Source organism: Phytohabitans kaempferiae (assembly GCF_042433955.1).
GTDB lineage: Bacteria > Actinomycetota > Actinomycetes > Mycobacteriales > Micromonosporaceae > Phytohabitans > Phytohabitans kaempferiae.
This window is the reverse complement of sequence record NZ_JBHLUH010000013.1, coordinates 180,552-206,478: the sequence shown is the minus strand read 5'-3', so window position 1 is coordinate 206,478 and position 25,927 is coordinate 180,552. Positions and strand designations below refer to the sequence as shown.

22 protein-coding genes and 2 pseudogenes are annotated in these 25,927 nt (G+C 74.0%); 9 read left to right on the top strand and 15 right to left on the bottom strand.

Translation table 11 applies throughout. The features are described 5' to 3' along the window. Positions 1-29: 29 nt before the first annotated feature. Positions 30-1,196: pseudogene (locus ACFFIA_RS12700) on the top strand (glycosyltransferase 87 family protein); the annotation flags it as partial. Here ACFFIA_RS12700 and aroQ read toward each other — a convergent pair. The 8 genes from aroQ to ruvX all read right to left on the bottom strand — a co-directional run bounded on the left by aroQ (position 1,110) and on the right by ruvX (position 8,140). Beyond that, positions 1,110-1,547, bottom strand: a complete 438-nt coding sequence (aroQ, locus tag ACFFIA_RS12695; protein ID WP_377250159.1) for a type II 3-dehydroquinate dehydratase — start codon at positions 1,545-1,547, stop codon at positions 1,110-1,112. The pseudogene ACFFIA_RS12700 and the gene aroQ overlap by 87 nt on opposite strands. Positions 1,548-1,620: 73 nt before the next feature. Continuing rightward, on the bottom strand, positions 1,621-2,697 hold the full coding sequence (aroB, locus tag ACFFIA_RS12690) for a 3-dehydroquinate synthase (RefSeq protein WP_377250157.1): 1,077 nt from the start codon (positions 2,695-2,697) through the stop codon (positions 1,621-1,623). Positions 2,698-2,749: 52 nt separating this feature from the next. Next, a complete protein-coding gene (locus ACFFIA_RS12685) occupies positions 2,750-3,730 on the bottom strand; it encodes a helix-turn-helix transcriptional regulator (protein WP_377250155.1) in 981 nt (326 codons plus the stop codon). A 160-nt stretch (positions 3,731-3,890) separates the two neighbouring features. Next, positions 3,891-4,370 carry a shikimate kinase gene (locus tag ACFFIA_RS12680; protein WP_377250296.1) on the bottom strand — a complete coding sequence of 160 codons (480 nt, stop codon included), beginning with the start codon at positions 4,368-4,370 and terminating at the stop codon, positions 3,891-3,893. 29 nt (positions 4,371-4,399) lie between these two features. Further along, the gene (aroC, locus tag ACFFIA_RS12675) at positions 4,400-5,578 is read right to left on the bottom strand and encodes a chorismate synthase (RefSeq protein WP_377250153.1); all 1,179 of its coding nucleotides are present in this window, start codon (positions 5,576-5,578) and stop codon (positions 4,400-4,402) included. Between the two features lie 95 nt (positions 5,579-5,673). Beyond that, complete coding sequence (locus ACFFIA_RS12670) at positions 5,674-6,498, bottom strand: shikimate dehydrogenase (protein WP_377250151.1); 825 nt, start codon at positions 6,496-6,498, stop codon at positions 5,674-5,676. Beyond that, a complete protein-coding gene (gene mltG, locus ACFFIA_RS12665) occupies positions 6,495-7,682 on the bottom strand; it encodes an endolytic transglycosylase MltG (RefSeq protein ID WP_377250149.1) in 1,188 nt (395 codons plus the stop codon). Before mltG ends, ACFFIA_RS12670 begins: the two co-directional genes overlap by 4 nt. Further along, positions 7,679-8,140 carry a Holliday junction resolvase RuvX gene (gene ruvX, locus ACFFIA_RS12660; RefSeq protein ID WP_377250294.1) on the bottom strand — a complete coding sequence of 154 codons (462 nt, stop codon included), beginning with the start codon at positions 8,138-8,140 and terminating at the stop codon, positions 7,679-7,681. The genes mltG and ruvX overlap by 4 nt, the downstream gene beginning before the upstream one ends. A 115-nt stretch (positions 8,141-8,255) precedes the next feature. Between ruvX and ACFFIA_RS12655 the strand changes: the two genes are divergently transcribed. Beyond that, positions 8,256-8,459 (top strand): hypothetical protein, encoded by a 204-nt coding sequence (locus ACFFIA_RS12655; RefSeq protein WP_377250146.1) that lies wholly within the window; start codon positions 8,256-8,258, stop codon positions 8,457-8,459. On the opposite strand, the gene alaS is transcribed toward ACFFIA_RS12655, so the two are convergent. The 4 genes from alaS to ACFFIA_RS12635 all read right to left on the bottom strand — a co-directional run bounded on the left by alaS (position 8,456) and on the right by ACFFIA_RS12635 (position 12,681). Then, positions 8,456-11,140 (bottom strand): alanine--tRNA ligase, encoded by a 2,685-nt coding sequence (alaS, locus tag ACFFIA_RS12650; RefSeq protein WP_377250143.1) that lies wholly within the window; start codon positions 11,138-11,140, stop codon positions 8,456-8,458. The genes ACFFIA_RS12655 and alaS overlap by 4 nt on opposite strands. Continuing rightward, entirely contained in the window at positions 11,137-11,421 is a 285-nt protein-coding gene (locus ACFFIA_RS12645) for a hypothetical protein (protein WP_377250141.1), read from the bottom strand. The genes alaS and ACFFIA_RS12645 overlap by 4 nt, the downstream gene beginning before the upstream one ends. 44 nt (positions 11,422-11,465) lie before the next feature. Next, positions 11,466-11,945 (bottom strand): DUF948 domain-containing protein, encoded by a 480-nt coding sequence (locus tag ACFFIA_RS12640; RefSeq protein WP_377250139.1) that lies wholly within the window; start codon positions 11,943-11,945, stop codon positions 11,466-11,468. Positions 11,946-12,021: 76 nt separating this feature from the next. Next, entirely contained in the window at positions 12,022-12,681 is a 660-nt protein-coding gene (locus ACFFIA_RS12635) for a hypothetical protein (protein WP_377250291.1), read from the bottom strand. 1,815 nt (positions 12,682-14,496) lie between these two features. On the opposite strand from ACFFIA_RS12635, the gene ACFFIA_RS12630 reads away from it, so the two are divergent. Continuing rightward, positions 14,497-16,290, top strand: coding sequence for a hypothetical protein (locus ACFFIA_RS12630; RefSeq protein ID WP_377250137.1), 1,794 nt, complete (start codon positions 14,497-14,499; stop codon positions 16,288-16,290). 807 nt (positions 16,291-17,097) lie between these two features. Here ACFFIA_RS12630 and ACFFIA_RS12625 read toward each other — a convergent pair. The 3 genes and pseudogenes from ACFFIA_RS12625 to aspS all read right to left on the bottom strand — a co-directional run. Beyond that, positions 17,098-18,462 (bottom strand): annotated as a pseudogene (locus tag ACFFIA_RS12625) (replication-associated recombination protein A); the annotation flags it as partial. A gap of 26 nt (positions 18,463-18,488) precedes the next feature. Continuing rightward, positions 18,489-18,698 carry a hypothetical protein gene (locus tag ACFFIA_RS12620; RefSeq protein ID WP_377250135.1) on the bottom strand — a complete coding sequence of 70 codons (210 nt, stop codon included), beginning with the start codon at positions 18,696-18,698 and terminating at the stop codon, positions 18,489-18,491. Positions 18,699-19,198: 500 nt separating this feature from the next. Continuing rightward, positions 19,199-21,076: an aspartate--tRNA ligase gene (gene aspS / locus ACFFIA_RS12615; RefSeq protein WP_377250133.1), complete on the bottom strand. Its 1,878-nt coding sequence runs from the start codon at positions 21,074-21,076 to the stop codon at positions 19,199-19,201. A 122-nt stretch (positions 21,077-21,198) separates the two neighbouring features. On the opposite strand from aspS, the gene ACFFIA_RS12610 reads away from it, so the two are divergent. From ACFFIA_RS12610 to ACFFIA_RS12585, 6 genes are all read left to right on the top strand, one after another. Beyond that, positions 21,199-21,501, top strand: a complete 303-nt coding sequence (locus ACFFIA_RS12610) for an urease subunit gamma (protein WP_377250131.1) — start codon at positions 21,199-21,201, stop codon at positions 21,499-21,501. Between the two features lie 94 nt (positions 21,502-21,595). Then, positions 21,596-21,919 carry an urease subunit beta gene (locus tag ACFFIA_RS12605; RefSeq protein ID WP_446686964.1) on the top strand — a complete coding sequence of 108 codons (324 nt, stop codon included), beginning with the start codon at positions 21,596-21,598 and terminating at the stop codon, positions 21,917-21,919. A 100-nt stretch (positions 21,920-22,019) separates the two neighbouring features. After that, positions 22,020-23,729, top strand: a complete 1,710-nt coding sequence (locus ACFFIA_RS12600) for an urease subunit alpha (protein WP_377250129.1) — start codon at positions 22,020-22,022, stop codon at positions 23,727-23,729. Next, the gene (locus tag ACFFIA_RS12595) at positions 23,729-24,442 is read left to right on the top strand and encodes an urease accessory protein UreF (protein WP_377250126.1); all 714 of its coding nucleotides are present in this window, start codon (positions 23,729-23,731) and stop codon (positions 24,440-24,442) included. The genes ACFFIA_RS12600 and ACFFIA_RS12595 overlap by 1 nt, the downstream gene beginning before the upstream one ends. Then, positions 24,432-25,142, top strand: a complete 711-nt coding sequence (ureG, locus tag ACFFIA_RS12590) for an urease accessory protein UreG (RefSeq protein WP_377250123.1) — start codon at positions 24,432-24,434, stop codon at positions 25,140-25,142. The genes ACFFIA_RS12595 and ureG overlap by 11 nt, the downstream gene beginning before the upstream one ends. Further along, entirely contained in the window at positions 25,139-25,876 is a 738-nt protein-coding gene (locus ACFFIA_RS12585) for an urease accessory protein UreD (RefSeq protein WP_377250120.1), read from the top strand. Before ureG ends, ACFFIA_RS12585 begins: the two co-directional genes overlap by 4 nt. Positions 25,877-25,927 lie beyond the last annotated feature (51 nt).

The following is a 25,927-nucleotide window of genomic DNA, read 5'->3' as shown; positions in this document are numbered from 1 at the left end:
CGCTCCACGAGAACGCCGTGCCGCGCTCCATGTCCACGCGGGGACCGCGCGGGCACCTCGACCGCCGGTGGCTGCTGGTCGCCGGGCTGGCCCTCGCCACCGCCCTCTTCCTCGCGTTCGTGCCCGCCCACCGCGGCTTCTTCGACGTCGGCGTGTACCACGGCGCGGTGCACCACTGGCTGCGTGACGGCGGCCAGCTCTACGACTACCTGCGACCCCGCACCAACTACGGCTTCACGTACCCGCCCTTCGCCGCGCTGGTGCTCAGCCCGCTCGCGCTGCTCCCCTGGCATCCGGCGATCGCGTTCAGCCTGGTGGTCAACACCGCCGCCGGCGCCGTGCTGCTCGGCCTGCTGGTCGACCCGATCGCGCGGCGGCAGGGCTGGCACCGAGGGCTCACGTTCGGGCTGGCGGCGTGCGCGGTGGCGGTGTTCGAACCGGTCCGCGACACGTTCAGCTTCGGCCAGGTCAACCTCGTGCTGCTCCTGCTCGTGGTCGCCGACACGCGGCTGCTGCGCCAGACCCGCTGGTCGGGCGTGGGCATCGGGCTGGCCACCGCGATCAAGCTGACGCCGGGCATCTTCATCCTGTACCTGCTGGTCAGCGGCCAGCGCCGCGCCGCCGCCGTGGCCTCCGGCACCGCGTGCGCGGCGACGCTGGTGGCGCTCGCGATCGCGCCGGACGCCTCGCGCACCTTCTGGACCGAGGCGCTGTGGCACACCGACCGGATCGGCAACCTCGCCTACGTGTCCAACCAGTCGTTGCAGGGCGTCGTGGCCCGCCTCGACCCGGCCGCGCCGAGCCGGCTGGGGTGGCTGCTGCTGGTCGCGGCGGCGCTGGCCGTGTGGGCGTACCGGGTGCGCCGCGTCGACCCGCTCACCGGCGCCGCGCTCACCGGCGTGGTCGGCTGCCTGGTCAGCCCGATCACCTGGGTGCACCACCTGGTGTGGGTGATGCCCGCGCTGGTGCTGCTCGCCGACTCGCGGCGGCGCGCGGGGGCGGCCGGCGCGTACGTCATCATGTGCAGCAGCCTCGTGTGGCTGTGGTGGGACGGGCTGGCGCCGGGAGCGTTCCTCGGCTCCAACGCGTACGTGTGGATCTGCGTCGCGCTACTGCTCGGCCTGCCGGCGCGCCAGGTGGTGAAGGGCGAGGCGGTAGCCGTCGACGCCGAGGCCGCAGATCACGCCGGTCGCGACCGCGGACACGACCGAGTGGTGGCGAAACTCCTCGCGCGCGTGGATGTTGGAGATGTGGACCTCGACGAGCGGCGCGCGGAGGAGCGCACAGGCATCGCGCAGCGCGTACGAGTAATGTGACCACGCCCCCGGGTTGAGCACCACCGCCGCCTGCTCGTCGGCAGCCGCGTGGATCCAGCCGAGCATCTCGTGCTCCGCGTCGGTCTGGCGCACCTCCACGTCGAGGCCCAGCTCCTTGCCGGTCGCCTCGCAGAGCTCGACCAGCCCCGCGTACGACGTCAGCCCGTACACGTCGACCTGGCGTGTGCCGAGCCGCCCCAGGTTGGGTCCGTTGAGGACGTAGACCTTCACGCCGCCTCCTCGCTTCGCTCCGAGGCGCCGCCCCCGCGAGCTCCTGAGCCTGATGGTTCGCTCGCAAGCTCGCTCACGCCGCCACCTCCTCGTACGCCGCCCGCAGCAGCTCGTCGCTCGGTCCGTCTAGTATGGACGGTCTGGCGATGCCGTCCAGCACCACGAAGCGCAGCTTGGAGCCACGCGCCTTCTTGTCCACACGCATGGTGGCGAGCAGGTCCGGCCAGGCGTCCGCCCGGTACGCGGTGGGCAGCCCCAGCGCCGCCAGCACGCTGCTGTGCCGTTTCGCGGTCGCCTCGTCAAGCCGCCCGGCGAGGTGCCCGAGGGTCGCCGCGTAGACCAGGCCCACCGAGACCGCGTGGCCGTGGCGCCACGAGTAGCCCTCGACCTTCTCGATCGCGTGGGCCAGCGTGTGCCCGTAGTTGAGCACCTCGCGCAGGCCCCCCTCACGCAGGTCGGCACCGACGACGTCGGCCTTCACCCGCACCGCCCGCTCGACCAGCTCCCGCGTGACAGCCTCGTCCGGCGGGCCCTCGTCGGGCGTGCGGCTCTCGATCAGGTCCAGGATGGCGGGGTCGGCGATGAAGCCGCACTTGACCACCTCGGCCAGCCCCGCGACCAGGTCGACCCGTGGCAGCGTGTCGAGCAGCGACAGGTCGCAGAGCACGCCCGCCGGCGGATGGAAGGCGCCCACCAGGTTCTTTCCGGCGGCCGTGTTGACGCCGGTCTTGCCCCCCACGGCCGCGTCGACCATGCCGAGCAGGCTCGTCGACACCGGTATCCACCGCACGCCGCGCAGCCAGCACGCCGCGACGAAGCCGGCCAGGTCGGTCACGGCACCGCCGCCCACGCCGACCACCGCGTCGGTGCGCGTGAAGCCGGCCGCCCCCAACTGGTCCCAGCAGCGTGCGGCGACGTCGATGCTCTTGCCCGCCTCGGCGTCCGGCACGTCGATCGCCAGCGGCGCGATGCCCGCCTCGGAGATCACTCGCGTGATCGCCTCCGCCTGCGCGCGCAGCGGCGGCGCGTAGAGCACGGCCGCCCGCGCGGCGCCGTCGAGCAGCCGCGGGAGGTGGTGCGGAAGATCCCGCCCCACGAGCACGTCGTAGGGGCGCTCGCCCCCGACGGCAATGGTGGTCACGTCGTCCATCGCCGGTCAGCCTAGCCGCCCGGGTTTGTCGCTGGACCGCCGCGGGCCGGCCTCAGACGGTGGCGTGCGCCGGATAGCGCGTGGCCATCTCGGCGAGCTGCTTCGCGTAGGCGGCCACCGCCTCGCGCAGGTCGTCGGGACGCAGCACCGTGAACGGCCACCCCAGGCCGGCGAGCATCTGGGCCGTGCCATCGAGGCTGCTGGCGCGGCACTTCAGCAGTACTCCGTCGGCCGACTCGCTCAGCTCGGCCACGGTCGGGGGGATGCGGCGGCGGGCCTGGTCGAGGTCGGTCTCGAGGATGACCTCGACCTCCCAGGTGTACGGCACGCCGGCCAGCGAGCGGGTCACGTGGGCGACCGCGTCGAAGCCCTCGGGCACCGCGAAGCTCTCGCTTCCCGCCTCGACGGCGCTGATCCGGTCGAGGCGGAAGGTGCGTATCTCGCCGCGCCGGTGGTCGTGGCCCGTCAGGTACCAGCGGCCGGCGTGGAAGACCAGGCCGTACGGGTCGACCTGGCGCAGTGACACGCCGCCGCGCCACGAGCGGTAGGTCAGGCTGACCCGCTGGCGGGCGCGGGTCGCGGCGCCGAGCGCGAGCAGTGTGGCGGTGGCGGGGCGGGCCGAGCCCTCCCGCCGTGGGCGGAGCGTGAAGCCGAGCGACTCGCGCACGGCGACCAGGCGGTCGGCGAGGGCGTGTGGGAGTACCCGCTCGATCTTGGCCAGGGCCACGCCGGTGGCCGGCGCCTCGGTCGTGAGGCCGAGCTGCTCGGCGGCGAGCAGCCCGAGCACGACGGCGGCCGCCTCGTCGTCGGTGAACATGAGCGGCGGCAGCTTGTAGCCAGGGCTGAGCCGGTAGCCCCCGTAGCGCCCCCGGTTGGCCGTCACGGGGATGCCCAGGTCGGCGAGGGTGCCCGCGTACCGCCGCACGGTGCGCTCGTCCACACCCAGCCGCGCGCCGAGGTCGGCGCCGGTGAGGCGGTGGTGGGTCTGGAGGAGTTCCAGCATGCCCAGTACGCGTGAGGCAGGATGTGACACGGGTCACGCTCCTTAATCGGGCGGGTTACGTCCGGATTCGATCTTAACGTTGCTCCCATGACGACATTTGTGCAGGACGCGGAGCTGCGCGGGCTGCCGACTGGCCACTGGCCGATGCTCGGCGAGCCCAAGCGCCTCGCCGAGGTGCTCGACGAGCCGGCTAGGCCACCGGCTTGAGGAGCGTGGCGATCTCGTCGGCGACCTCTTCGGGCTCGCGGCCGTCGGTCGCCACCGTGAACGTCGCGACCTCCTCGTACAGCGGGCGGCGCTGATCCATCAGCTGCTTCAGCGTCGCCCTCGGATTGATGGCCAGCAGCGGCCGGCCGACGCCGAGCCCCACCCGGCTCACCGCGTCGGACAGGCCGACCGAGAGGAAGACCACCGCGTGCCCGGCCAGCGCCGCGCGGGTGCGGGCCGAGAGGATCGCGCCGCCGCCGAGCGCGAGCACCCCGTCGAAGGAGGCCAGCGCCGTCTCCACGGCGGCTTCTTCGAGGGTACGAAAGCGTGCTTCGCCCTCATCGATGAAGATCTCGGAGATGGGGCGGCCGGCGGTCGCCTCGACGTCGGCGTCGGTGTCGCGGAAGGCGGTGCCGAGTCGCGCCGCCAGCAGCTCCCCCACCGTCGTCTTGCCCGCCCCCATGACGCCGACGAGCACGCAGGCGGGGCGGGTCACCGGATCACCAGGTGGTCGAGGTAGCCGGCGAGGTTGCGCCGGATCTCCGCCACCGAGTCGCCGCCGAACTTCTCCGTGGCCGCCTCCGCGAGCACCAGAGCGACCATGGCCTCGGCCACGACGGCGGCGGCCGGCACCGCGCAGACGTCGGAGCGCTGGTTGATGGCGGTCGCCGCCTCGCCGGTCGTCACGTCGATGGTGGAGAGCGCGCGGTTGAGCGAGGAGATCGGCTTCATGGCGGCCTTGACACGCAGCGGCTCGCCCGTGGTGATGCCCCCCTCCAGGCCGCCGGCACGGTCGGTGACCCGCCGCACGCCGCTGGCGGTGGGGATGATCTCGTCGTGCGCCACCGACCCCCGCGAACGCGCCTGCGTCCACGCGTCGCCGATCTCCACGCCCTTGATCGCCTGGATCGACATCAGCGCGGTGGCGAGGCGGGCGTCGAGCTTGCGGTCCCACTGCACGTGGCTGCCCAGCCCCGGCGGCACGCCGTAGGCCAGCACCTCGACGACGCCGCCCAGCGTGTCGGCGTCCTTCTTGGCGGCGTCGACCTCGGCCACCATCCGCGCGCTCGCCTCGGGGTCGAGGCAGCGCAGCGGGTCGGCGTCGACCCGCTCGGCGTCCTCCGGGCGGGGGGCGAGACCGGGCTTGGCGGCCACCGAGCCCAGCTCCACCACGTGCGACACGATCTCGATGCCCAGCGCCTGCTCGACCAGCGCCTTGGCCACGGTGCCCACCGCCACGCGGGCGGCCGTCTCCCGCGCGCTGGCCCGCTCCAGGATCGGGCGGGCGTCGACGTGGCCGTACTTCTGCATGCCGGCCAGGTCGGCGTGCCCGGGGCGGGGGCGAGTCAACGGAGCGTTGCGCGCCTGGCTGGCCAGGACGTCGGGGTCGACCGGGTCGGCCGACATCACCGTCTCCCACTTGGGCCACTCGGAGTTGCCCACGCGGACCGCCACCGGACTGCCGAGCGTCACCCCGTGCCGGATGCCGCCGATGATGTCGACGACGTCCTGCTCGAACGACATGCGGGCACCCCGCCCGTAGCCCAACCTGCGGCGGGCCAACTCCCGCACGATGTCAGCGCTCGTCACCTCGACCCCGGCGGGAACCCCCTCCAGGACGGCGACGAGCGCGGGCCCGTGCGACTCACCCGCGGTCAACCAACGCAACACAGCAGAGAGTCTGCCATGCTCGCCGCCCGGCCTTGTCGATCATGGACCCCCTCCCACCCTGTGGTGTCACGCCGAGGGCGCACACCGCCCCTCGGTCAGGGCTGGCGGCGGGCGGCGAAGAGCGCTTCGCGCATGGCGGCGCGCGGAGCGGGGGTCACGCCGGTGAACTGCTCCCACTGGCCGATCGCCTGGGCGAGCAGCAGGTCGAGCCCCGACACGATGCGGCAGCCGGCCGCGGCGGCGGAGGTGGCCAGTGGCGTGGGCCAGGGGTCGTACAGCGCGTCGAAGAGCACAGTGGACGGTCGCCAACGGACCTCGGTGGCGAGCGGGTCGGCCACGCCCTTCGGCACGGTGGAGACGACCACGTCGGCGGTGGCGTGTGCCGCGGCGTCGGGCCAGGCGGCGCCGGCGAAGGGCACGCCCACCGCCTCGGCCACCGGGCGCAGCTCGGCCACCGCCTCGGGGCGCCGCGCCACCACCGTCACCCCGGCGGCGGCGGCCTGGGCGGCGGCGGCTATCGCGGCGCGCGCGGTGCCGCCCGCGCCGAGCACCGTGAACGTCGCACCGCCGGGCACGTCGCCCAGCGCGTCGACCATCCCCGGGATGTCGGTGTTGTCGGCGTGCCAGCCGTCCTCGGTTCGTACCAGAGTGTTGGCGGCACCAACGGCGGCCGCGACGGGCGTGATGTGGCCGGCCACCGTGAGCGCCACCTCTTTCAGGGGCATGGTGAGCGACAGGCCGGCCCACTCCGGGCCGAGGCCGGCTACGACGGCGGCGAGTTCGGACTCGGCGCACTCGACGGCGGTGTACGACCAACCGGCCAGCCCCGCCGCGGCGTAGCCGGCGTTGTGGATGACGGGCGAGAGCGAGTGGGCGACCGGCTTGCCCAGCACGGCCGCCCGGTGAATCGTGTCGGTCAAAGGACGCCGTTCTGCCGTGCGATGTCTTTGTTGCGCTCGTGCTGGTTGGGGTCGTTGGTGAATGCCGACTTGCCCGCCTTGTCGATCGCCACGAAGAAGGTCCAGTTGCCCTCCGGCGGCGCCATCGCACCCTCGAGCGCGGCCTTGCCGGGGTTGTTGATCGGCGTCGGGATGAGACCGCGGAGTTTGCGGTTGTATGGGTTCTTGGGGTCGTTGAGCTCCGACTGGGTCATGTCCTTGGACGCCTTGATGGGCAGGTCGCGCAGCTCGCGCCAGTAGTTGACGGTGACGTCCATCTCGAGGCAGTTGCACGGGAACGCGCCGTAGAGCCGGTTGTACGCGACCCGTGCCACCTTGCCCAGATCCTCCGGGATGCCCGCTTCCGCCTGGGCGAGCGAGGCGACGATCAGCACGTCGTACGGCGTGAGGTTGAGCGCCTGCGCCTTCTCGTCGAGCTTGAGGTTGCCGGTCACGGTGAGGAAGTGGTCGACCATCGAGCGGACGATGTCTTCCGCCGTCCACTTAGGATCGATCTCGTACGTGTCCGGGAAGAGGAACCCCTCGATCGACGGCGTCACCTTCTTGCCGTCGCTCCGCGTGAACCACCAGTCCGGGATGCCCAGCGCGATCGGGTCCTTCGTCGCGTCTTCGAACTCCTTGGCCGGGATCTTCGTGGCCTTTTCCAGCTCCTTGAAGGTCGCCTTGGCGGACAGCCCTTCGCGGATGAGCACGCCGTTGACGACCTTGTTCTTCAGGTCGACCAGCATGTTGAGCGCCTCGACGCCACTCATCTGCAACCGCACCTTGTAGGTGCCCGGCTGGATGCCCTGGCTCCGATCGTCTTCCTTCGCCGCGTCGGTGAATGCCTTGGCGCTCTTCACCACATCGGCCGTCACCAGCGTGTTGGCGATGTCTGTGGCGGTGTCGCCCTGCTCGACCCGGATGGTCACCTCACCCTGGCCCGCGCCCGTGTAGTCGGGAGTGGTGAAGAAGCCCTGGAGGCGGTCGTAGCCGTACCACACGCCGACCCCGAGGCCGCCGAGCATCACGACCACCACCAGCAACGCGATCACGCTCTTGCCCGCGCCGCCACGCCGCTTCTTCTGGCCCCGCTTACGTCCACGACGGTGTCGCCACCGTTCGACGGGCTCGTCGTCGAACGCCAGCTCCAACTCGTCGATCATTTCGCTCGCCTCCGCTGCGCGTCTAGCCAGCCCTGCAGGATCTCCACCGCGGCCGCCTGGTCGACCACCGCTCGTTGGCGCTTGCCCCGCACGCCACGCTCGGCCAGCCTACGGGTTGCCGCGACGGTGGACATCCTCTCGTCGGCCAGCCGCACCGGCACCGGTGCGATCGCCTTGCCCAGGCGCTGAGCGTATGCCCTGGCCTGCACCGCCGCTGGTCCTTCCTTCCCGGCGAGTGTCACTGGCAATCCCACGACGACCTCTACGGTTTGATACGCATCTACAAGTCGCGCAAGTTCAAAGATATCGGAAGGAATAGCGTCAACTTCCGCATTCAGGTCGCGACGGAGCGTGGCCAAAGGGGTGGCGAGGATGCCGTCGGGATCGCTGATCGAGACACCGACCCGCACCTGTCCCACATCGACGCCAAGACGGCTACCCCGCACAAACTCGCCCATTTGTTCCCTCTGCTCGCGCACGCTCTGATCCATTCATGTTCGCGTACGAGGTGGGAGTGGGTCGCGGTCGGGGGCATGATCTCCCGCGCGCGGATCGGTCGCCAAGCACCTCGCCGTGCTGGAGCGGGCCGGCATCGTCCGAGGTCACCGCCACGGGCGCGGGGTGCGCTACAGCGTCGACGCCGAGCGGCTCCGCAGAGCCAGCCAGTGCATGGCGGGCGTCGCCGAGCAGTGGGACGCCCGCCTGAGCGCGATCAAACGCATCGCCGAAGGAGTGGCCCTGTCTCATGAGGACATGCCAGGCTTGCGGCGGCCCTAGGCGGTAGCGAGTGCCTGCTCCACCGACGCGAGCAGCCGGGGCGCCTCGGCCGCCGGAAGGCCACCGCCCTGCGCCAGGTCGGGAGAACCGCCGCCACGACCGGAGAGCGCCCCCTTCACCAGCTCGGACGCGGACACGCCCCGCCCGCGCGCGGCCTGGTTGACCGCGACCACCAGCGACGCCTTGCCGCTCGACCGGGCCGCCACCGCGACCACCGCCGGCCGGGCCGGGTCGATCTTGCCGCGGATCTCCTGGGCCAGCGTGCGCACGTCGTTTCCGGCCGCGCCCTCCGGCGCCTCGGTGGCCACGAACGCCACCCCGCCCACGTCGCGCGCCCCGCTCGCCAGCGCGGCCGCGCCGCCGAGTACGAGCTGGGCGCGGAGCTTCTCCAGCTCCTTCTCCGCGTCGCGCAGCTGCGTCACGGTCTGCTCGACCCGCTCGGCGACCTGCTCGTTGGGGACCCGGTACAGCTCGGCCAGCCGCGACACCAGCAGGTGCTCGCGGGCCAGGTAGCCGAACGCGTCGAGCCCCACCAGCGCCTCGACCCGGCGTACGCCCGAGCCGATCGACGACTCGGAGAGGATCTTCACCAGGCCCAGCTGGCCGGAGCGGGCCACGTGCGTGCCGCCGCACAGCTCGCGGGCGTAGTCGCCGACCTCGACGACCCGCACCTCGTCGCCGTACTTCTCGCCGAACAGCGCCATCGCGCCCAGCCGCCGCGCCTCCTCCTGCGAGGTGATGAACGCGTGCACCTCGAGGTCGCCGAGTAGCACCTCGTTGACCTGCTGCTCCACGTCGTGCAGCACGCTGGCCGGCACCGCGCCCGGCGTGTTGAAGTCGAACCGCAGCCGGCCCGGCGCGTTGAGCGAACCCGCCTGGGTCGCCGACTCGCCGAGGAAGTTGCGCATCGTCTGGTGTACGAGGTGGGTCGCGGTGTGCGACCGCGAGATCGCCTTGCGGCGGGTCACGTCGATCTCCGCGTACCCCGTGTCGCCGGGACGGACCTCGCCGCGCACGACGCGTGCCTTGTGGACGATCAGGCCGGGCAGCGGCTGCTGCACGTCGATGATCTCGACCTGCCCGCCCCCGACGGTGATCAGGCCCTGGTCGGCCTGCTGGCCGCCGCCCTCGGCGTAGAAGGGGGTGGCGTCGAGCACCAGCTCGATCTGCTCGCCCTCGCCGGCCGCCGGCACCGCCTCGCCGGCCGCGTTGAGCAGCGAGCGCACCCGCGACTCGCGCGCCACCTCGTGGTATCCGGTGAACTCCACCGGCCCGCCCTGGTCGAGCGACTCGCGGTAGCCGGAGAGGTCGGCGTGGCCGGTCTTGCGCGCCCGCGCGTCCGCCTTCGCCCGGGCCCGCTGGTCGGCCATCAGCCGGCGGAAGCCCTCCTGGTCGACCGAGAGCCCCTGCTCGGCCGCGATCTCGAGGGTGAGGTCGATCGGGAAGCCGTACGTGTCGTGCAGCTGGAACGCCTTGTCGCCGGGGAGGGCGATCGCGCCAGCACTCTTGGCCTCGACAAGGGCGGTGTCGAGGATCGTCGTACCCGCCCGCAGCGTGGACAGGAACGCGTCCTCCTCGGCGTACGCGTACTGCGAGATGCGCTCGAAGTCGCTGGCCACCTCGGGGTAGGAGGGCGCCATGCAGTCACGCGCCACCGGCAGCAGCAGCGGCAGCGCCGGCTCCTGCCAGCCCAGCAGCCGCATCGCCCGGATCGCCCGCCGCATGATCCGGCGCAGCACGTAGCCGCGCCCCTCGTTGGACGGGGTCACCCCGTCGCCGATCAGCATCAGCGCGGTGCGCACGTGGTCGGCGATCACCCGCAGCCGCACGTCGTCGGGGTGCGACTCGCCCGCCGCGTGGCCCGACTTCGCCCCGTACCGCCGGCCGGTCAGCTCCGCCGCCTGGTCGAGGATCGGCCGCACCTCGTCGATCTCGTACAGGTTGTCGACGCCCTGGAGGATCGACGCGATCCGCTCCAGCCCCATGCCGGTGTCGATGTTCTTGCTGGGCAGCTCGCGGACGACGCGGAAGTCTTCCTTGCTCTTCACATCCGCGATCTCGTACTGCATGAAGACCAGGTTCCAGAACTCCAGGAACCGGTCCTCGTCGACATCCGGGCCGCCCTCCGGGCCGTACGACGGGCCACGGTCGTAGTAGAGCTCCGAGCACGGACCCGCCGGCCCCGGAATCCCCATCGACCAGTAGTTGTCCTTCTTGCCGCGGCGCACGATCCGATCCAGCGGCAGGCCCACCGTCTTGTGCCAGATCTCGATGGCCTCGTCGTCGTCGAGGTAGACCGTCGCCCAGATCTTGTCGCCGTCGAGCCCGAAACCCCCCTCGGAAACCGGCTTGGTGGAGAGCTCCCAGGCCAGCGGGATGGCGCCTTCCTTGAAGTAGTCGCCGAACGAGAAGTTTCCGTTCATCTGGAAGAACGTGCCGTGCCGCGACGTCTTGCCGACCTCGTCGATGTCCGGCGTGCGGATGCATTTCTGCACGCTCGCCGCACGCGGATAGGGCGGCGTCCGCTGGCCCAGGAAATAGGGCACGAACTGCACCATGCCCGCATTGATGAACAGCAGGTTGGGATCCTCGATGGCCGGCAGAGCAGCGGAAGGCACGACCGTGTGCCCATTGGCCGCGAAATGGGCCAGGAACCGCCGCTTGATCTCCGCCGTTTTCATCGATTGCCTTCCCGTGTCATCAGTTCGTCGTCAACGGCGAACTCGTCGTCCTCGAAATGGACGCCCGCCTCGATCGCCTCGTGGATCTGCTGCTCGCGCTCGGCCATGCCCTCACGGACGTCATCCACGAAGCTACGCACGGACTCCACGAGCCCGCCAGCGGATTCCGAGAGCGACGCCGCGATGCCGCCCGGTGTGTACGACTGGGCCTTCTGGGTCACCTTGCGCACGACGAGCGCGCCCACCGCGAGCCCCACGCCCAACCAGAGCAACCGCCTCATGCTCTCATCCTTCCCGTACCGCCGACCGCGCCGAGCGCCGGGGGTCAGCGGATGACTTGTCCTGCCTTGCGGGCCGCGCGCGCCGCCTTGCGCTGCTGCTTGAGGGTCGTCCGCACCTCGCGCTCCTCGTCCGCGTGGCGGCGGGCGGCGGCGGCACGGCGTACCCCGTATCCGAATGCGGCGACCTTGACCAGCGGATTGGCCGCGGCGGCGGACACGACGGTGGCGAGGTTGGCGGCGTTGGCCGTGACGCTCTGCGCGTGGCCGGTGATCGTGTCCACCTTGGCCAGTTGGATGTTCACACCGTCCAACGTGGTGTGCACCTGCCCGAGCGCCTCGTTGACCCCCAGGATCGTGGTGTTGACGTTGCCCATCAGGGGGGCGGTGCGCTCGTTGATGTCATTGATCGCGCGCGTCGCCGCGTCCACTGTGTGCCGCAGGCGCAGGATCGGCACCATCAGCGCCAGCACGAGCATCAGAAACGCCCCAGCCAACACCAGCAGCGCGATTTCCCAACCGTCCACGCGCGTCCTCCTCCGCCCAGGCACACCCATTTCGCCAACGTGCAGACCCTACCGTCAGTGACGGGCGGTCGCCGGCTCAGGATGCCGACGGCGCCGGATCGTCGAGCAGCGGGTCGTCGGTGAAGATCGGATCGGGGTCTTCGCCGGTCAGCGACGGATCGGTGCTCGGCCCCGACTTGACCCGGTCGTCATCGATGGCATTGCGCACCTTCACCGATACCACCGAACCCTCGCACGTGCCCCCCGGACCCGCCGGTGGCGGTGTCACCGGCGGCGTCACGCCCTCGGTCGGCTGCACCGCGCACGACGGCGGCCGCACCCACAGGTCGAGCGTCAGCTCGTCCCGCGTCCAGCACGTGTAGCTCCCGGCCACCGGCTGCTCGGGGCACATCTTCGCGGCCTCCCACCGCTGCCAGCCGGCCCCGGTCAACGCCGCCTCGTACACCTGCGCCGTCTCCTCCGGCCCCTGCTGCGACTGCGCGGTCCGCTCCCGGAAACGGCAGTCCACCAGGCACCAGCGGCTGCCGCTCACCGCGTCCTGCGCGTCGACGGCCGCCCAGGCGGGCAGGTCGAGGGCGTCCAGGGAGTTGAGGACCGGGTCGCGGGTCGCGGTGCGGATGCCGAAGTAGAGCGGCAGCGCGCCCAGCACGATCAGGCTCGCCACCACAAGAGCCACCAGGCGCCAGGTCCGCTGCTCCCGCGCCTCCGCCGGCCCGGGACCGCCATCGCGGTCCAGCTTCTCCTCTGGTACGCCCTCCGACTCACCCGCTGCACCGACCGGCACCGGAGGCCGGGGCCCCCGCCCGGACACCTCGGCCGGCACGACCGACGCGCGCGCGACGGCCACCGGCTCCGATTCGCCCGCGACCGGCCTAGCGGGCGGCGCCACGGGACTCCCCGGCGGTACGGCACGCCCCGCGTGCGGTCCGCCTGGTCCACCGCCGCCTGGTCCGCCGGTGTCGGGCCTTCCGCCGCCCGGTCCGGCGCCGGCGGGCCCGCCCGGCCTTCCGGCGCTGGGCAGGGGGACGCCGGCACGCCCGGGAGGCGTGGCCGGACCGCCGGGAGGCGCTCCAAGCGGCGCTCCCGGCACTGCTCCTGGCGGTGCCATGGGCGGCGCTCCCGGCGCTGCTCCTGGTGGCACGACGGGTGCGGCCGCGGCGGCGCGCGCCGTCCCCGCGGCGGGGCCGCGTGCGCCCGGGTCGCCCGGCCGTCCGTCCGGTCCGGGTCCGCGCCGGCCCTGTCCATCCGGGCCGTGGCCCGGCGCCGGCGCGAAGCCCGCGCCGCTCGCTCCTGGGCCGTTTGCCCCCGGGCCAGCGTGCGGTCCTGGGCCACCGTGCGGTCCTGGGTTGTTGGGTCCCGGGCCGCCGCGCGGTCCTGGACCGTGTGGTCCGGGGCCGTTTGGTCCCGGACCGTGCTGTCCTGGGCGGCCGCCTGGTCCGGCCTGGCGCATCTCGTCCGGGCTCCCTGGGCGCCCGCCCGGTCCGGCCTGGCGCATCTCGTCCGGGGCCCCTGGGCGCCCGCCCGGTCCGGCCTGGCGCATCTCGTCCGGGGCCCCTGGGCGGCCGCCCGGTCCGGGCGTCCTGGCTCGGCCCGTGGGCATCCCGGGGCCGTCCGGCATGGTGGCGTGTTCCGGCATCCCGGGGCCGTCGGCCAGCCCCGGGCCAGCGGGCACCGCCCGCCCGCCCGCGCGGCCGGCCGCGCGCGGTCCGCCTGGTCCGCCGGGGCCACCGCCCGCGCCGGGTCCACCGCCCGTGCCTGGTCCGCCGGCACCGCCACCTGGTCCGCCCGCGCCGCTGATCGGCATGGCGGGCCCGCCTGGCATGCCCGGCCCGCCTGCTCCACCGCCGCCACGCCTGCCCGGCCCGCCGGGTATCCGCGCTGAGCCCGATCCGGCCGGCCGGCCCTGCGCCGCGTCAAGACCGAACGCCCCCCGCCCGGCCTGCGGCCCTTCCGCCCCAGGCCCGCCCGGCCCGAACTGCCCGCGGCCACCGTGCGGCGCGTCCGGCCCCCGGCCACCACGAGGCGCGTCCGGGCCGAAGGGCCCACGTGCAGCCGGCGGCCCGTCAGGCCCGGACTCTCCGCGCGGCCCTGTTGGCGTGTCCTGCCCGAAGCCACCTCGCGGCCCGTCCTGCCCGAACCCGCCTCGGGGCCCGGTAGGCGCATCCTGGCCGGGGGGGCCGGCCGGCCCGTCCTGGCCGAAGCCACCACGAGGCCCGGTGGTCACGTCCTGCCCGAACCCGCCACGGGGACCACTTGGCGCGCCCTGACCGCGAGGACCGGCCGGTGCGTCCTGGCCGAAGCCACCACGCGGTCCGCTTGGCGTGCCCTGGCCACGGGAACCGGCCGGTGCGTCCTGGCCGCGCGGACCGGCTGGTCCGTCCTGGCCGAAGCCACCGCGCGGACCCGCCTGGTCCACCTCTGGCCGGCCGCCGCCACGACCGCGTCCGCCGGCCGGTGGGGTCGCGCCCTGCCGGCCCGGCACCACGGGCGGTGCGACCGGCGCGGCGGGACCGCCGTCCGATACCGGCGCGGCCCCCGACCCTCGGCCACCGTGCGGGCCGGGCCCCGCTCCCCCCGGCCCCATGCCGGGCGCGGACTGCCCCATCGGCGGGCGGGAGCGACCCGCCCCACGGCTGCCCCGAGGGCGGCCGCCGGGCCCGGCGAAGCCTTCCATCTCGTCGTCCGCCGGCTCGCGCTCCGGACCGGGCGCACCGCCGCGACGCCGAGCGCCGCCGTGGTCGCCGACATCTCCGGTATCGAAGCCAGCCGCCCTCCCCCGCCGGCCCGCGCCATCGGGGTCGGCGAGGTCACCGGTGTCATAACCGGCAGCCCGGCCACGCCGTCGACCGCCATCCGGATCGGCGACGTCACCGGTGTCGTAGCCAGCGGCCCGGCCCCGGCGCCGGCCGCCGTCCGGGTCCGCGACGTCGCCGGTGTCGTACCCGGCCGGCGCGCCCTGTGCCCGGCGGCGCTGGCCGTCTGGCGGGGGCAGGTCCGGCATCGGCGGTCGGGCGGACGGCGGCCCCGACTGGGCGGCGTGCGCCGAGCGGGACGCGTCGGTGTCAGTCCGGCCGTCCGGTGCGTCCGGGAGTCGCTGGCCGCCGGTCGTGTCGTGGTCGGTCCAGCGCGAACGGGCACCGCTCCCGCCCCGCTCGCCGGTGGAACGGGAACGGCCGCGCGGCGGCATGCCCGGCTCGCTCGGCGGATCGGGCTCGGTGCCGGCGGGCGGCACGGACTGTACGTTGCCGTGGCGCGAGGCGCGGGCGGCGGGCATCGGCGGCAGCGGAGCGTCCGCCCGGCCCGCGGCACCATCGCCTGCCGGGTCGGGGCGGCCGGGCACGCCGGTACGCGGGAGGTCGGGGGCGTCGCGGGGCGCCGGTGGTACGTCCGGCGCGTTGCCGGAGGCCGGTACGACCGTCTCCGGTGGCCGCCCCCGGTCGAACCCGGAAGGCCGGGCCGCAGGCGGTGCGCCCATGGCCTGGAAGCCGCCGGTCCCGGGCTCGTCGTGCGGGGAAGCGCCCGGGCCGGGCCGCACCGGTATCGGCTCGCCGTGGCGGGGCGCTGGTGCGGCGACACCGGGGCGGCCGGGGCCGTCGTCGCCGTGCCGGGGCTGGGCCGGCTCGCCACGGCGGGGCGGTGCCTCCTGACCCGACCAGGGCACCGCGCCGTCGCGCCCGGGCGGGGCCGCTGTGTCGTAGCGGGTGCCGGGGTCGGCGCGTCGCGGGTCGGGTTCGCCGTGGCGGGCGGCGGGAGTGGCGGCGCCACCGCGGCGCCCGGAGCCGGTGATGTCGCCCGTGTTGCCGTGGCGTCCGCCGCCCGTGATGTCACCGGTGTCGCCGTGGCGTCCGCCGCCCGTGATGTCACCGGTGTCGCCGTGCCGGCCCGAGCCCATGATGTCACCGGTGCCGTGCCGGCCACCGCCGGAGGCTGCACCGGCATGACGCCCGCCGGCCATGATGTCGCCCGTGTTGCCACGCCGGCCACCGCCCGTGATGTCACCGGTGTCGCCGTGCCGGCCCGAGCCCATGATGTCGCCGGTATTGCCGTGCCGCCCGCCGGTGACGTCGCCCGTGTCGCCGTGCCGGCCACCGCCGACAGCGGCACCGCCGTGCCGGCCACCGGCGATGTCGCCCGTGCCGTCGTGGCGGCCCGCGTCGCCGTACCGGGCGCCACGGCGGCCGCCGCCGGTGACGTCGCCCGTGTCGTGGCGGCCACCGCCCGGCGCGGCACCGCCATGGCGACCGCCGCCCGTGATGTCGCCCGTGTCGCCGTGCCGGCCGCCGCCCGGGGCAGCCCCGCCGTGCCGGCCACCGGTGATGTCGCCCGTGTCGTGGCGGCCAGGTGAGGCACCGTCGAAGGGGGCTGCGCCGTCGACGCCGCCACGCACGCCGGGTCCACCGGGGGGTGGGGCGTCGAACCGCCCTGGCTCGCCGTGGCGACCCGCGACGGGCGCGTCGTCGTAGCGGCCGGGAGGTGCGGGGAGGCGGACGCCGGGGCCGGTCACCACCGGCGCGCCGGGGGGCGGCACGACCGGTGGGCCCGCGGGTGCGCCCCCTGGAGCACCGTCGCGGGGACCGGGACCGCCGGGGCCGCTCGGGCGCCGCACGGTCGAGCGTTCGGACGCGTGCGGCGGCGGGCCGCCCGGACCAGGCACGCCACCCGGACCAGGCACGCCACCGGGGCCAGGCACACCACCGGGACCACCACCACGGGGACCGCCGGGACCATCCGGGCCAAAGCCACCGCCCGGACCACCACCGCCGCGCGGGGCACCAGCGCCGCCCGGGCCGCCGCGCTGGGCGCTCGGCAACGGCACCGAGGGAGCGGCGGGCTCGTCGCGTGCGGGGCGGCGGAAGGGGGTGGGCCAGCCGTCCTCGTCGGCGTCGTCGGCGTCTTCGTCGCCCGTGGGGAGCTTCGCGTAGGCGGAGGCGCCGGCGGCACCGGGGCCGATCGCGGCGCGTTCCTCCTTGGCGGTGCGCAGGTCGTCGAGCCAGCCGGTCTCCTCGCCGCTGACCGGCTCGTCGACCGGTTCTTCGCCCTTGCCTCGACCCCAGCGCTTCACCATGAGCCCACGCCCCGAAGCCGGGACTCCACACCCCGAAGCCGAGAAACCTGCCGATAAATGGCGCGAGCCCCCCTACGCATCGTCACCTCGCACGATCCGGCGCAGCGCGGGCAGGCGGGCGGCCACCGCGCGCTCGGCGCCGTGCTCGCCCGGGACGTAGTAGTCGGTGCGCGCCAGGTCGTCCGGCGCGTACTGCTGGGTGACCACGCCCCGCTGGTCGTCGTGCGGGTACTTGTAGCCGGTGCCGTGGCCCAGCCCTCGCGAGCCCTGGTAGTGGGCGTCGCGCAGGTGCTTGGGGACGGCACCGCCGCGGCCGGCGCGTACGTCGGCCATCGCCTTGCCGATCGCCACCGTGGCCGAATTGGACTTGGGCGCGGTGGCGAGGTGGATCACGGTGTGCGCGAGGTTGAGCTGGACCTCGGGCAGCCCCACGTATTCGACCGCGTGTGCCGCCGCCGTCGCCACCTGGAGCGCGGTGGGGTCGGCCATGCCCACATCCTCGCTGGCGAAGATGACCAGGCGGCGGGCGATGAAGCGGGCGTCCTCCCCGGCGACCAACATGCGGGCCAGCCAGTGCAGCGCGGCGTCGACATCGGAGCCGCGCATGCTCTTGATGAACGCGCTGGTCACGTCGTAGTGGGCGTCGCCGTCGCGGTCGTAGCGCACCGCGGCCACGTCGACCGCCTGCTCGGCGGTGGCGAGGTCGATGGTGGACGCCCCGAGCGCCTCGGCCGACGAGGCGGCCGCCTCCAGGGCGGTGAGCGCCTTGCGGACGTCACCGCCGGCGAGCCGCACGAGATGCTCCTCGGCCTCGGGATCGAGCGTCACCGCCCCGCCCAGGCCGCGCTCGTCGGTGGCGGCGCGGCGGAGCAGCCCTCGCACGGCGTCGTCGTCGAGCGGCTGGAGGGTGAGCAGGACACACCGGGAGAGGAGGGGGGAGATGACGGAAAAATACGGGTTTTCCGTGGTGGCCGCGAGCAGCGTGACCGTGCGGTCCTCCACCGCCGCGAGCAGCGAGTCCTGCTGGGTCTTGCTGAAGCGGTGCACCTCGTCGATGAAGAGCACGGTGGGCGGCCCACCGGCGCGCCGCTCGCGCCGGGCCGTGTCGATCACCGCGCGTACATCCTTGACGCCGGCCGAGAGTGCCGACATCGCCACGAACCGCCGGTCGGTGGCCGCCGCCACCAGGTGCGCGATCGTGGTCTTGCCGCTGCCCGGCGGCCCCCACAGGATCACCGACATCGGCGTCGAGCCGCCGACCAGCTGCCGCAGGGGCGCGCCGGGCGCCAGCAGGTGATCCTGACCGACCAGCTCGTCGAGCGACGCGGGGCGCATCCGCACCGGGAGCGGGGAGTCGGCGCCAGGCGGGGTGAACCCACCGGTCGCGCCGCCCCCGGCCGGTGCGGTGCGCACGCCGGTGGCCGCGAGGGGGAACAGGCCGTCGGTCTCCATCACCCACAGACAGTACCGGCCGATCGTCAACCGCGGCCGGGACGCCGTCCCCGGTACCACCGGCCGCCGCCGCCCGAGGGGCCGCGGCCAACGCCGGCGAAGTACAGGGCGAGCAGGAAGAGACCGATCAGGACGAGCGTCTGCCAGTTGAACAGGTCGGGCGCGCCGAGATCGGAGTCGAGCAGGTCGAGCAGCAGAGCGAAGCCGAACACCGCGGCAGCAGCGATGGCGAACATGAATCCTCCTTGAGGGGGGTTTGGTGCACGCCTCATGTACCCCGCGCCACATCCCGCCACGCGTCCATCGTGGACATTTCTGGTGCCGCCGTAGGCTCCCAAACACGCGGGTGGTCACGGAGCGTGCGGCGGTACTCGCGGCGGCGAGTACCTCTGGACGTCCGCGCCGCCGCCCGCCCCGCCGAGGCCGCCGTGACACAGCTCACTCCCGCCGACGAGCCGGAGACCGCGGCGTTGATCCAGGAGGCGTTTCCCACCTCGAAGGCCCGGCCGGGCGACGCGCGGATCCGCGCCTGGCTGGGCATCCGCGACCAGGGCCGCCTCGTCGCGTGCGGCGCCGACCGCAGCCGCGGGCGCACCGCCGCGCTGCCCTACCTCCACACGGGGCGGCGGCGCCGGCACGCGCGCGACCGGCCGTGGGCAATGTCGGGGACACAGCCCTTTGCGACGGCTTTGAAGGGGCTATGTCACCGACACAGCCCCTTGGCGCCATGCGCAAGCTAGCGGCTGTGCTCCACCGGCACCGCGACCCCGGCGGTGCCGGGCTTCTCGGCGGCGCCCGCCTTGTCGGCGGCCGGTGCCTTGGGCTTGGCGTCGACGCCCGCCTCGGCGCGCTGCTGCGCCGTGATCGGCGTGGGCGCGCTGGTCAGCGGGTCGTAGCCGCCCCGCGTCTTGGGGAACGCGATCACCTCGCGGATCGAGTCGGCGCCGGACAGCAGCATGCACACGCGGTCCCAGCCGAAGGCGATGCCGGCGTGCGGCGGCGGGCCGTACTTGAACGCCTCGAGCAGGAAGCCGAACTTGTCGTTGGCCTCCTCGGGCGAGATGCCGAGCAGGTCGAAGACGCGGCGCTGCACGTCGGCGCGGTGGATACGGACCGAGCCGCCACCGATCTCGTTGCCGTTGCAGACGATGTCGTACGCGTACGCGAGCGCGCGGTCCGGCGCCTCCTCGAAGCGGCCGACCCACTCGTCGGTGGGCGAGGTGAAGGGGTGGTGCACCGCGGTCCAGCCCGCCGGCTTGCCCTCCTCGGACTCGGTCCGCTCGAACATCGGCGCGTCGACCACCCAGCAGAACGCCCACGCGTCCTCGTCGACCAGCCCGACCCGGCGGGCGATCTCGATGCGGGCGGCGCCGAGCAGCTCCTGCGCTTCGCGCCGCTCGGCCGCGGCGGCGAAGAAGATCGCGTCGCCCGGCTTGGCGCCCACCGCGTCGGCGAGGCCGGCCAGGTGCGCCTCGCTGAGGTTCTTGGCGACCGGGCCGCGGGCCTCGCCGGTCTCCGCGTCGAGCACCACGTACGCCAGGCCGCGGGCGCCCCGCGCCTTGGCCCAGTCCTGCCAGCCGTCGAGCTCCTTGCGGGTCTGCGCGGCGCCGCCCGGCATCACGACCGCGCCCACGTAGCCGCCCGCGTCGATCGCGCCGGCGAACACGCGGAACTCGGTGCCGCGCAGGTAGTCGGTCAGCTCGGTCAGCTCCACGCCGTAGCGGAGGTCGGGCTTGTCGGAGCCGTACCGCGCCATCGCGTCGTGCCAGGTGATGCGCGGGATCGGCCCGTTGATCTCGTGGCCGGCCAGCTCCCGCCACAGCCCGCCGACGATCGCCTCGCCGAGCCCGATCACGTCGTCCTGGGTCACGAACGACATCTCGATGTCGAGCTGCGTGAACTCCGGCTGCCGGTCGGCCCGGAAGTCCTCGTCGCGGTAGCAGCGGGCGATCTGGTAGTAGCGCTCCATCCCGCCGACCATCAGCAGCTGCTTGAAGAGCTGGGGCGACTGCGGGAGGGCGTACCAGGTGCCGGGCTGGAGCCGCACCGGCACCAGGAAGTCGCGCGCGCCCTCGGGCGTCGAACGGGTGAGCGTGGGCGTCTCGATCTCCACGAAGTCGCGGTCGTGCAGCACCGTACGCGCGATCTGGTTGGCCCGCGAGCGCAGCCGGAGCGCCCGGGACGGCCCGCTGCGGCGCAGGTCGATGTAGCGGTACTTGAGGCGGATGTCGTCGCCCGCGTCGACGTGGTCGTCGACCGGCAGCGGAAGCGGCGCCGCCTCGGAGAGGATCTCCAGCGTCGAGACGTTGACCTCGATCTCGCCGGTGGGCAGCTCGGGGTTGTCGTTGCCCTCGGGTCGGCGCTCGACCGTGCCGGTGACCTTGACACAGAACTCGTTGCGCAGCGCGTGAGCGTCAGCCGACTCCTCGCTGAGCCCGATCTCCTCGGTCGCTGGCGCTCCGCGGAAGACCACCTGCACCACGCCCGACGCGTCGCGCAGGTCGACGAAGATGACACCCCCGTGGTCGCGACGGCGGGCGACCCAGCCGGCGAGCGTCACCGTCGTGCCGGCGTCCGCGGCCCGCAGGCTTCCGGCGTCATGGGTACGGATCACGGGTACGTCTCCTTTTGTCCTGGCTAACTCGCACATTCTGTCAGTAGGCGCCCGATGACCACGGGAGGGGCCGCCCGCACAAGCGAAACGTGCTGGAAACGTTGAGGTGTCAATGTGACCCGGTGTTTCTGACCCGGCACGAGCAGGACCGGCTGCTGATCCACGTGGCGGCCGACGTGGCCTGGCGGCGCCGCGAGCGCGGCCTGCGGCTCAACCATCCGGAGGCGACCGCGGTGATCACCGCGTTCCTCCTGGAGGCGGCCCGCGACGGGCGCACGGTCGCCGAGCTCATGGAGGCCGGCCGGCAGGTGCTCACCCGCGAGGACGTGCTCGACGGCGTGCCGGAGCTGCTGCCGGAGGTGCAGGTGGAGGCGACGTTCCCGGACGGCACCAAGCTTGTCACCGTCCACGAGCCCATCCCATGAGCGATCCGATCGTCCGGCTCGGCGTGCGTGGCGTCTCGGGCCCGGCCGCAGCGACGCGGGCACCAATGAGCGGACACCGCTCGGGGCGGCGGGCGTGGGCGAGGAGGTGGCGGTGATACCGGGCGAGATCATCCCCGGCGACGGCGAGGTGGAGATCAACGCCGGGCGGCCCGTATTGACGCTGCCGGTCACCAACACCGGTGACCGCCCCGTGCAGGTCGGCTCCCACTACCACTTCGCCGAGGCCAACCCGGCCCTCGACTTCGACCGCGCGGCGGCCCGCGGGCACCGCCTCGCGGTCCCGGCCGGCACGTCGGTGCGCTTCGAGCCGGGCGTGCCGCGCGACGTCGACCTCGTGCCCCTGGCCGGCGGGCGGGTCGTGCCCGGCCTCCGCGGCGAGGTCGGCGGCCCGCTGTGAGCGGCGGACCCGGCGCGCCGGCACCGAACCACCTCGCCGCCACCGGCGGCCCGTCGCGACGCCGCCCGCCCGCGCGCGGGCGCGCACATCCGGAGGCACTGTGAGCACTGTGGACCGGCGGCGCTACATCTCCCTCTACGGGCCCACCACCGGTGACCGCATCCGGCTGGCCGACACCAACCTGCTGATCGAGGTCGAGGAGGATCGCTGCGCCGGCGGTGACGAGGCGGTCTTCGGCGGCGGCAAGGTGATCCGCGAGTCGATGGGGCAGTCGCGGGCGACCCGCGCCGAGGGCACGCCGGACACGGTGATCACCGGCGCCGTCGTACTCGACCACTGGGGCGTGGTGAAGGCCGACGTGGGCATCCGCGACGGGCGGATCGTGGCGCTCGGCAAGGCCGGCAACCCGGACACCATGGACGGTGTCCACCCCGACCTGGTGATCGGGCCGGGCACCGAGGTGATCGCCGGCAACGGCAAGATCCTCACGGCCGGCGCGATCGACTCGCACGTCCACTTCATCTGCCCGCAGATCCTCGAAGAGGCGCTGGCCAGCGGCATCACCACCGTGATCGGTGGCGGCACCGGCCCGGCCGAGGGCACCAAGGCCACCACCGTCACGCCCAACGCCTGGCACCTCGCCCGCATGTTCGAGGCGATCGACCCCTGGCCGGTCAACGTGCTGCTGCTCGGCAAGGGCAACACGGTCAGCGCCGAGTCGATGTGGGAGCAGTTGCGGGCCGGTGCGGGCGGCTTCAAGCTGCACGAGGACTGGGGCACCACGCCCGCCGCCATCGACGCCTGCCTCACCGTCGCGGACGCGGCCGGCGTGCAGGTCAACATCCACACCGACACGCTCAACGAGGCCGGCTTCGTCGAGGACACACTGCGGGCGATCGGCGGCCGGGCCATCCACGCGTACCACACCGAGGGCGCGGGCGGCGGCCACGCGCCCGACATCATCACGGTCGCCTCGCACCCCAACGTGCTGCCCTCGTCGACCAACCCGACCCGCCCGTACACGCGCAACACGCTCGACGAGCACCTCGACATGCTGATGGTCTGCCACCATCTCAACCCGTCGGTGCCGGAGGATCTGGCGTTCGCGGAGAGCCGCATCCGGCCCAGCACGATGGCGGCCGAAGACGTGCTCCACGACCTCGGCGCGATCTCGATCATCGGCTCCGACTCGCAGGCGATGGGGCGGGTCGGCGAGGTCGTGCTCCGCACCTGGCAGACCGCCCACGTGATGAAGGAGCGCCGGGGCGCGCTCCCCGGCGACGGGGCGGCCGACAACCACCGCGCCCGCCGGTACGTCGCCAAGTACACGATCTGCCCCGCCGTCACGCACGGCATCGAGGGCGAGGTGGGCTCGGTCGAGGCGGGCAAGCTGGCCGACCTGGTGCTGTGGGACCCGGCGTTCTTCGGCGTGCGGCCACACCTGGTGATCAAGGGCGGCATGATCGCCTGGGCCCAGATGGGCGACGCGAACGCCTCCATCCCCACCCCCCAGCCGGTCCTCCCCCGCCCGATGTTCGGCGCCTACGGGGCGGTGCCCGCCGCGACCAGCCTCGCCTTCGTGGCGCCGGCCGCCGTCGAGGACGGGCTCGCCGCGCGCCTCGCGGTGGCCCGCCCGCTGGTGCCGGTCACCGGGGTACGCGGGCGCGGCAAGGCCGACCTCCCGCTCAACGACGCGACGCCGCGGATCGAGGTGGAGCCGGACACGTTCACGGTGCGGATCGACGGCGAGGTGGTCGAGCCGCGGCCGGTGACCGAGCTGCCGATGGCCCAGCGGTACTTCCTGTTCTGATGGGCGCGCACTCCACCCTGCTGCTGCTCGCCGACGGGCGCTTTCCGGCCGGCGGGCACGCCCACTCGGGCGGCCTCGAAGCCGCGGTCACCGCCGGGCGCGTGCGTGACCTGGCGAGCCTGGGCGCCTTCCTGCACGGCCGCCTGGCGACGGCCGGCCTGGTGACCGCCGCCTTCGCCGCGGCCGCCTGCGCCGCGAGCCGGCCTCCGGCAGAGCCTCGACCGGCCACAATGCTCCAGCCCGCCGTCGCGGTGTGCGTGCGGCACAGTGTCGCCGAGTTGGACGCGGGCCTGGACGCGCGCACGCCGTCGCCCGCGCTGCGCAGGGCTTCCCGGGCACAGGGTCGGGCGCTGCTGCGCGCCGGCCGGGCACTGTGGACGCTTTCCACCGTGGAACGCGAGCTGCACCAGCCCGTCGCGCTGGGCGTCGTGGCGGCCGCCGCCGGGCTCTGCCCCGCCGAGGCCGCGCTCACCGCCGCGTACGGCACGCTCACCGGGCCGGCCAGTGCCGCGGTGCGCCTGCTCGGCCTGGATCCCTATGCCACGCACGCGCTCGTCGCGCGCCTCGCCGAGGAGTGCGACGCCACCGCCACGCGCGCCGTCGCCGCCGCGCTGGAGTCTACTGTGGACGACCTGCCCGCCTGTTCCGCACCACTGCTGGACATCGGGGCCGAGATACACGCCAGCTGGGAGGTGCGTCTCTTTGCGAGCTGAGACCGACACACACGCCGCCGCGCACTCGCACGCCGAGGGCGAGCCGGATCACACTCATCCGCACCCCGACGTCGACCCGCACGCCCCGCTCGCGAGCGGTGGGCGGGCGCTGCGGATCGGCATCGGCGGGCCGGTCGGGTCGGGCAAGACGGCGCTCGTCGCGGCCCTGTGCCGCGCGCTCGCCGCCGAGCTGCGGCTCGCCGTGGTCACCAACGACATCTACACCACCGAGGACGCCGACTTCCTGCTCCGCAACGGCGTACTCCCGGCCGACCGCATCCGCGCCGTGGAGACTGGCTGCTGCCCGCACACCGCGATCCGCGACGACATCTCGGCCAACCTCGACGCCTGCGAAGACCTGGAGGCCGGCCTCGGCCCGCTCGACCTGGTGCTCGTGGAGAGCGGCGGCGACAACCTCACCGCCACGTTCAGCAAAGGGCTGGTCGACCGGCAGATCTTCGTGGTCGACGTGGCCGGCGGCGACAAGGTGCCGCGCAAGGGCGGCCCCGGCGTCACCACAGCCGACCTGCTGGTCGTCAACAAGACCGACCTCGCCCCGCTCGTCGGCGCCGACCTGTCCGTGATGGCCCGCGACGCGGCCGCCCGCCGCGGCGATCTGCCCACCGTCTTCCTCTCGCTGGTGCGGGACCCGGCGGCCACGCCGGTCGCCGACTGGGTACGCGGCCTCGTCAAGCCATGAAGGCCACCGCCCGGATCGCGGCGGTCGCGGACGCCGGGCGCACGCGGCTGGTCACCCTCCGATCGGAAACCCCCCTTCTGGTACGGAGGACGGGGCCCCGCCACGCCGACGGTGAGGTGGAGGTGCACCTGGTCGGCGGGGCGGCCGGCCCGCTCGGCGGCGACCGGCTGCGGATCGAGGTGACCGTCGCCGCCGGTGCGCACCTGTGCGTACGGACCGTCGCCGCCTCGCTCGCCCTGCCCGGCCGGGATGGCGCACAGTCCACACTGGACGTGCACGCGACCGTGGCGGCCGGCGGCTCGCTGCGGTGGCTGCCCGAGCCGCTGATCGCCGCGCGGGGCTGTGACCACGTCTCCAGGTCCCTTGTGGACCTGGAGGGTGACGCCTCCCTCACCTGGCGGGAGGAGGTGGTGTGCGGCCGCCACGACGAGGAGCCCGGAGACGCGCGCCTGGAGAGCACCGTGCGCCACGACGGCCGTACCCTCATGCGTCAAGATCTGGCGGTCGGACCGCGCGCGGCGGGCTGGGCCGGGCCGGCGGTCCTCGGGGGCGGCCGCGCGACCGGCACGCTGCTGATGGTGGATCCCCTGTGGACGGAGAAGCCGCCGGAGGCGGCGGTGCTGGGGCCGGGCGCGGCGCGGATGCCGCTCGCCGGCGGGCCCGCCGCACTCGCCGCGGCGGTCGGTGCCGACCTGCGCGAGGTGCGGGAGGCACTCGACCGCGCGTTCACGTGAGAATCGTTCGCATAGACATTCGTAGATGGAATGGGTTAGGATCTCCTGGCC

Bases quoted from the DNA above. Each gene is read 5' to 3' on its own strand.
- aroB (WP_377250157.1), bottom strand. From the start codon at position 2,697: ATGGACGACGTGACCACCATTGCCGTCGGGGGCGAGCGCCCCTACGAC.
- ACFFIA_RS12680 (WP_377250296.1), bottom strand. From the start codon at position 4,370: ATGGGGGCGGGCAAGACGACGGTGGGGGAGCTGCTGGCGGCGCGACTC.
- mltG (WP_377250149.1), bottom strand. From the start codon at position 7,682: ATGATCGACGAGTTGGAGCTGGCGTTCGACGACGAGCCCGTCGAACGG.
- ruvX (WP_377250294.1), bottom strand. From the start codon at position 8,140: ATGGGCGAGTTTGTGCGGGGTAGCCGTCTTGGCGTCGATGTGGGACAG.
- alaS (WP_377250143.1), bottom strand. From the start codon at position 11,140: ATGAAAACGGCGGAGATCAAGCGGCGGTTCCTGGCCCATTTCGCGGCC.
- ACFFIA_RS12645 (WP_377250141.1), bottom strand. From the start codon at position 11,421: ATGAGGCGGTTGCTCTGGTTGGGCGTGGGGCTCGCGGTGGGCGCGCTC.
- ACFFIA_RS12620 (WP_377250135.1), bottom strand. From the start codon at position 18,698: ATGTTCGCCATCGCTGCTGCCGCGGTGTTCGGCTTCGCTCTGCTGCTC.
- ACFFIA_RS12595 (WP_377250126.1), top strand. From the start codon at position 23,729: ATGGGCGCGCACTCCACCCTGCTGCTGCTCGCCGACGGGCGCTTTCCG.
- ACFFIA_RS12585 (WP_377250120.1), top strand. From the start codon at position 25,139: ATGAAGGCCACCGCCCGGATCGCGGCGGTCGCGGACGCCGGGCGCACG.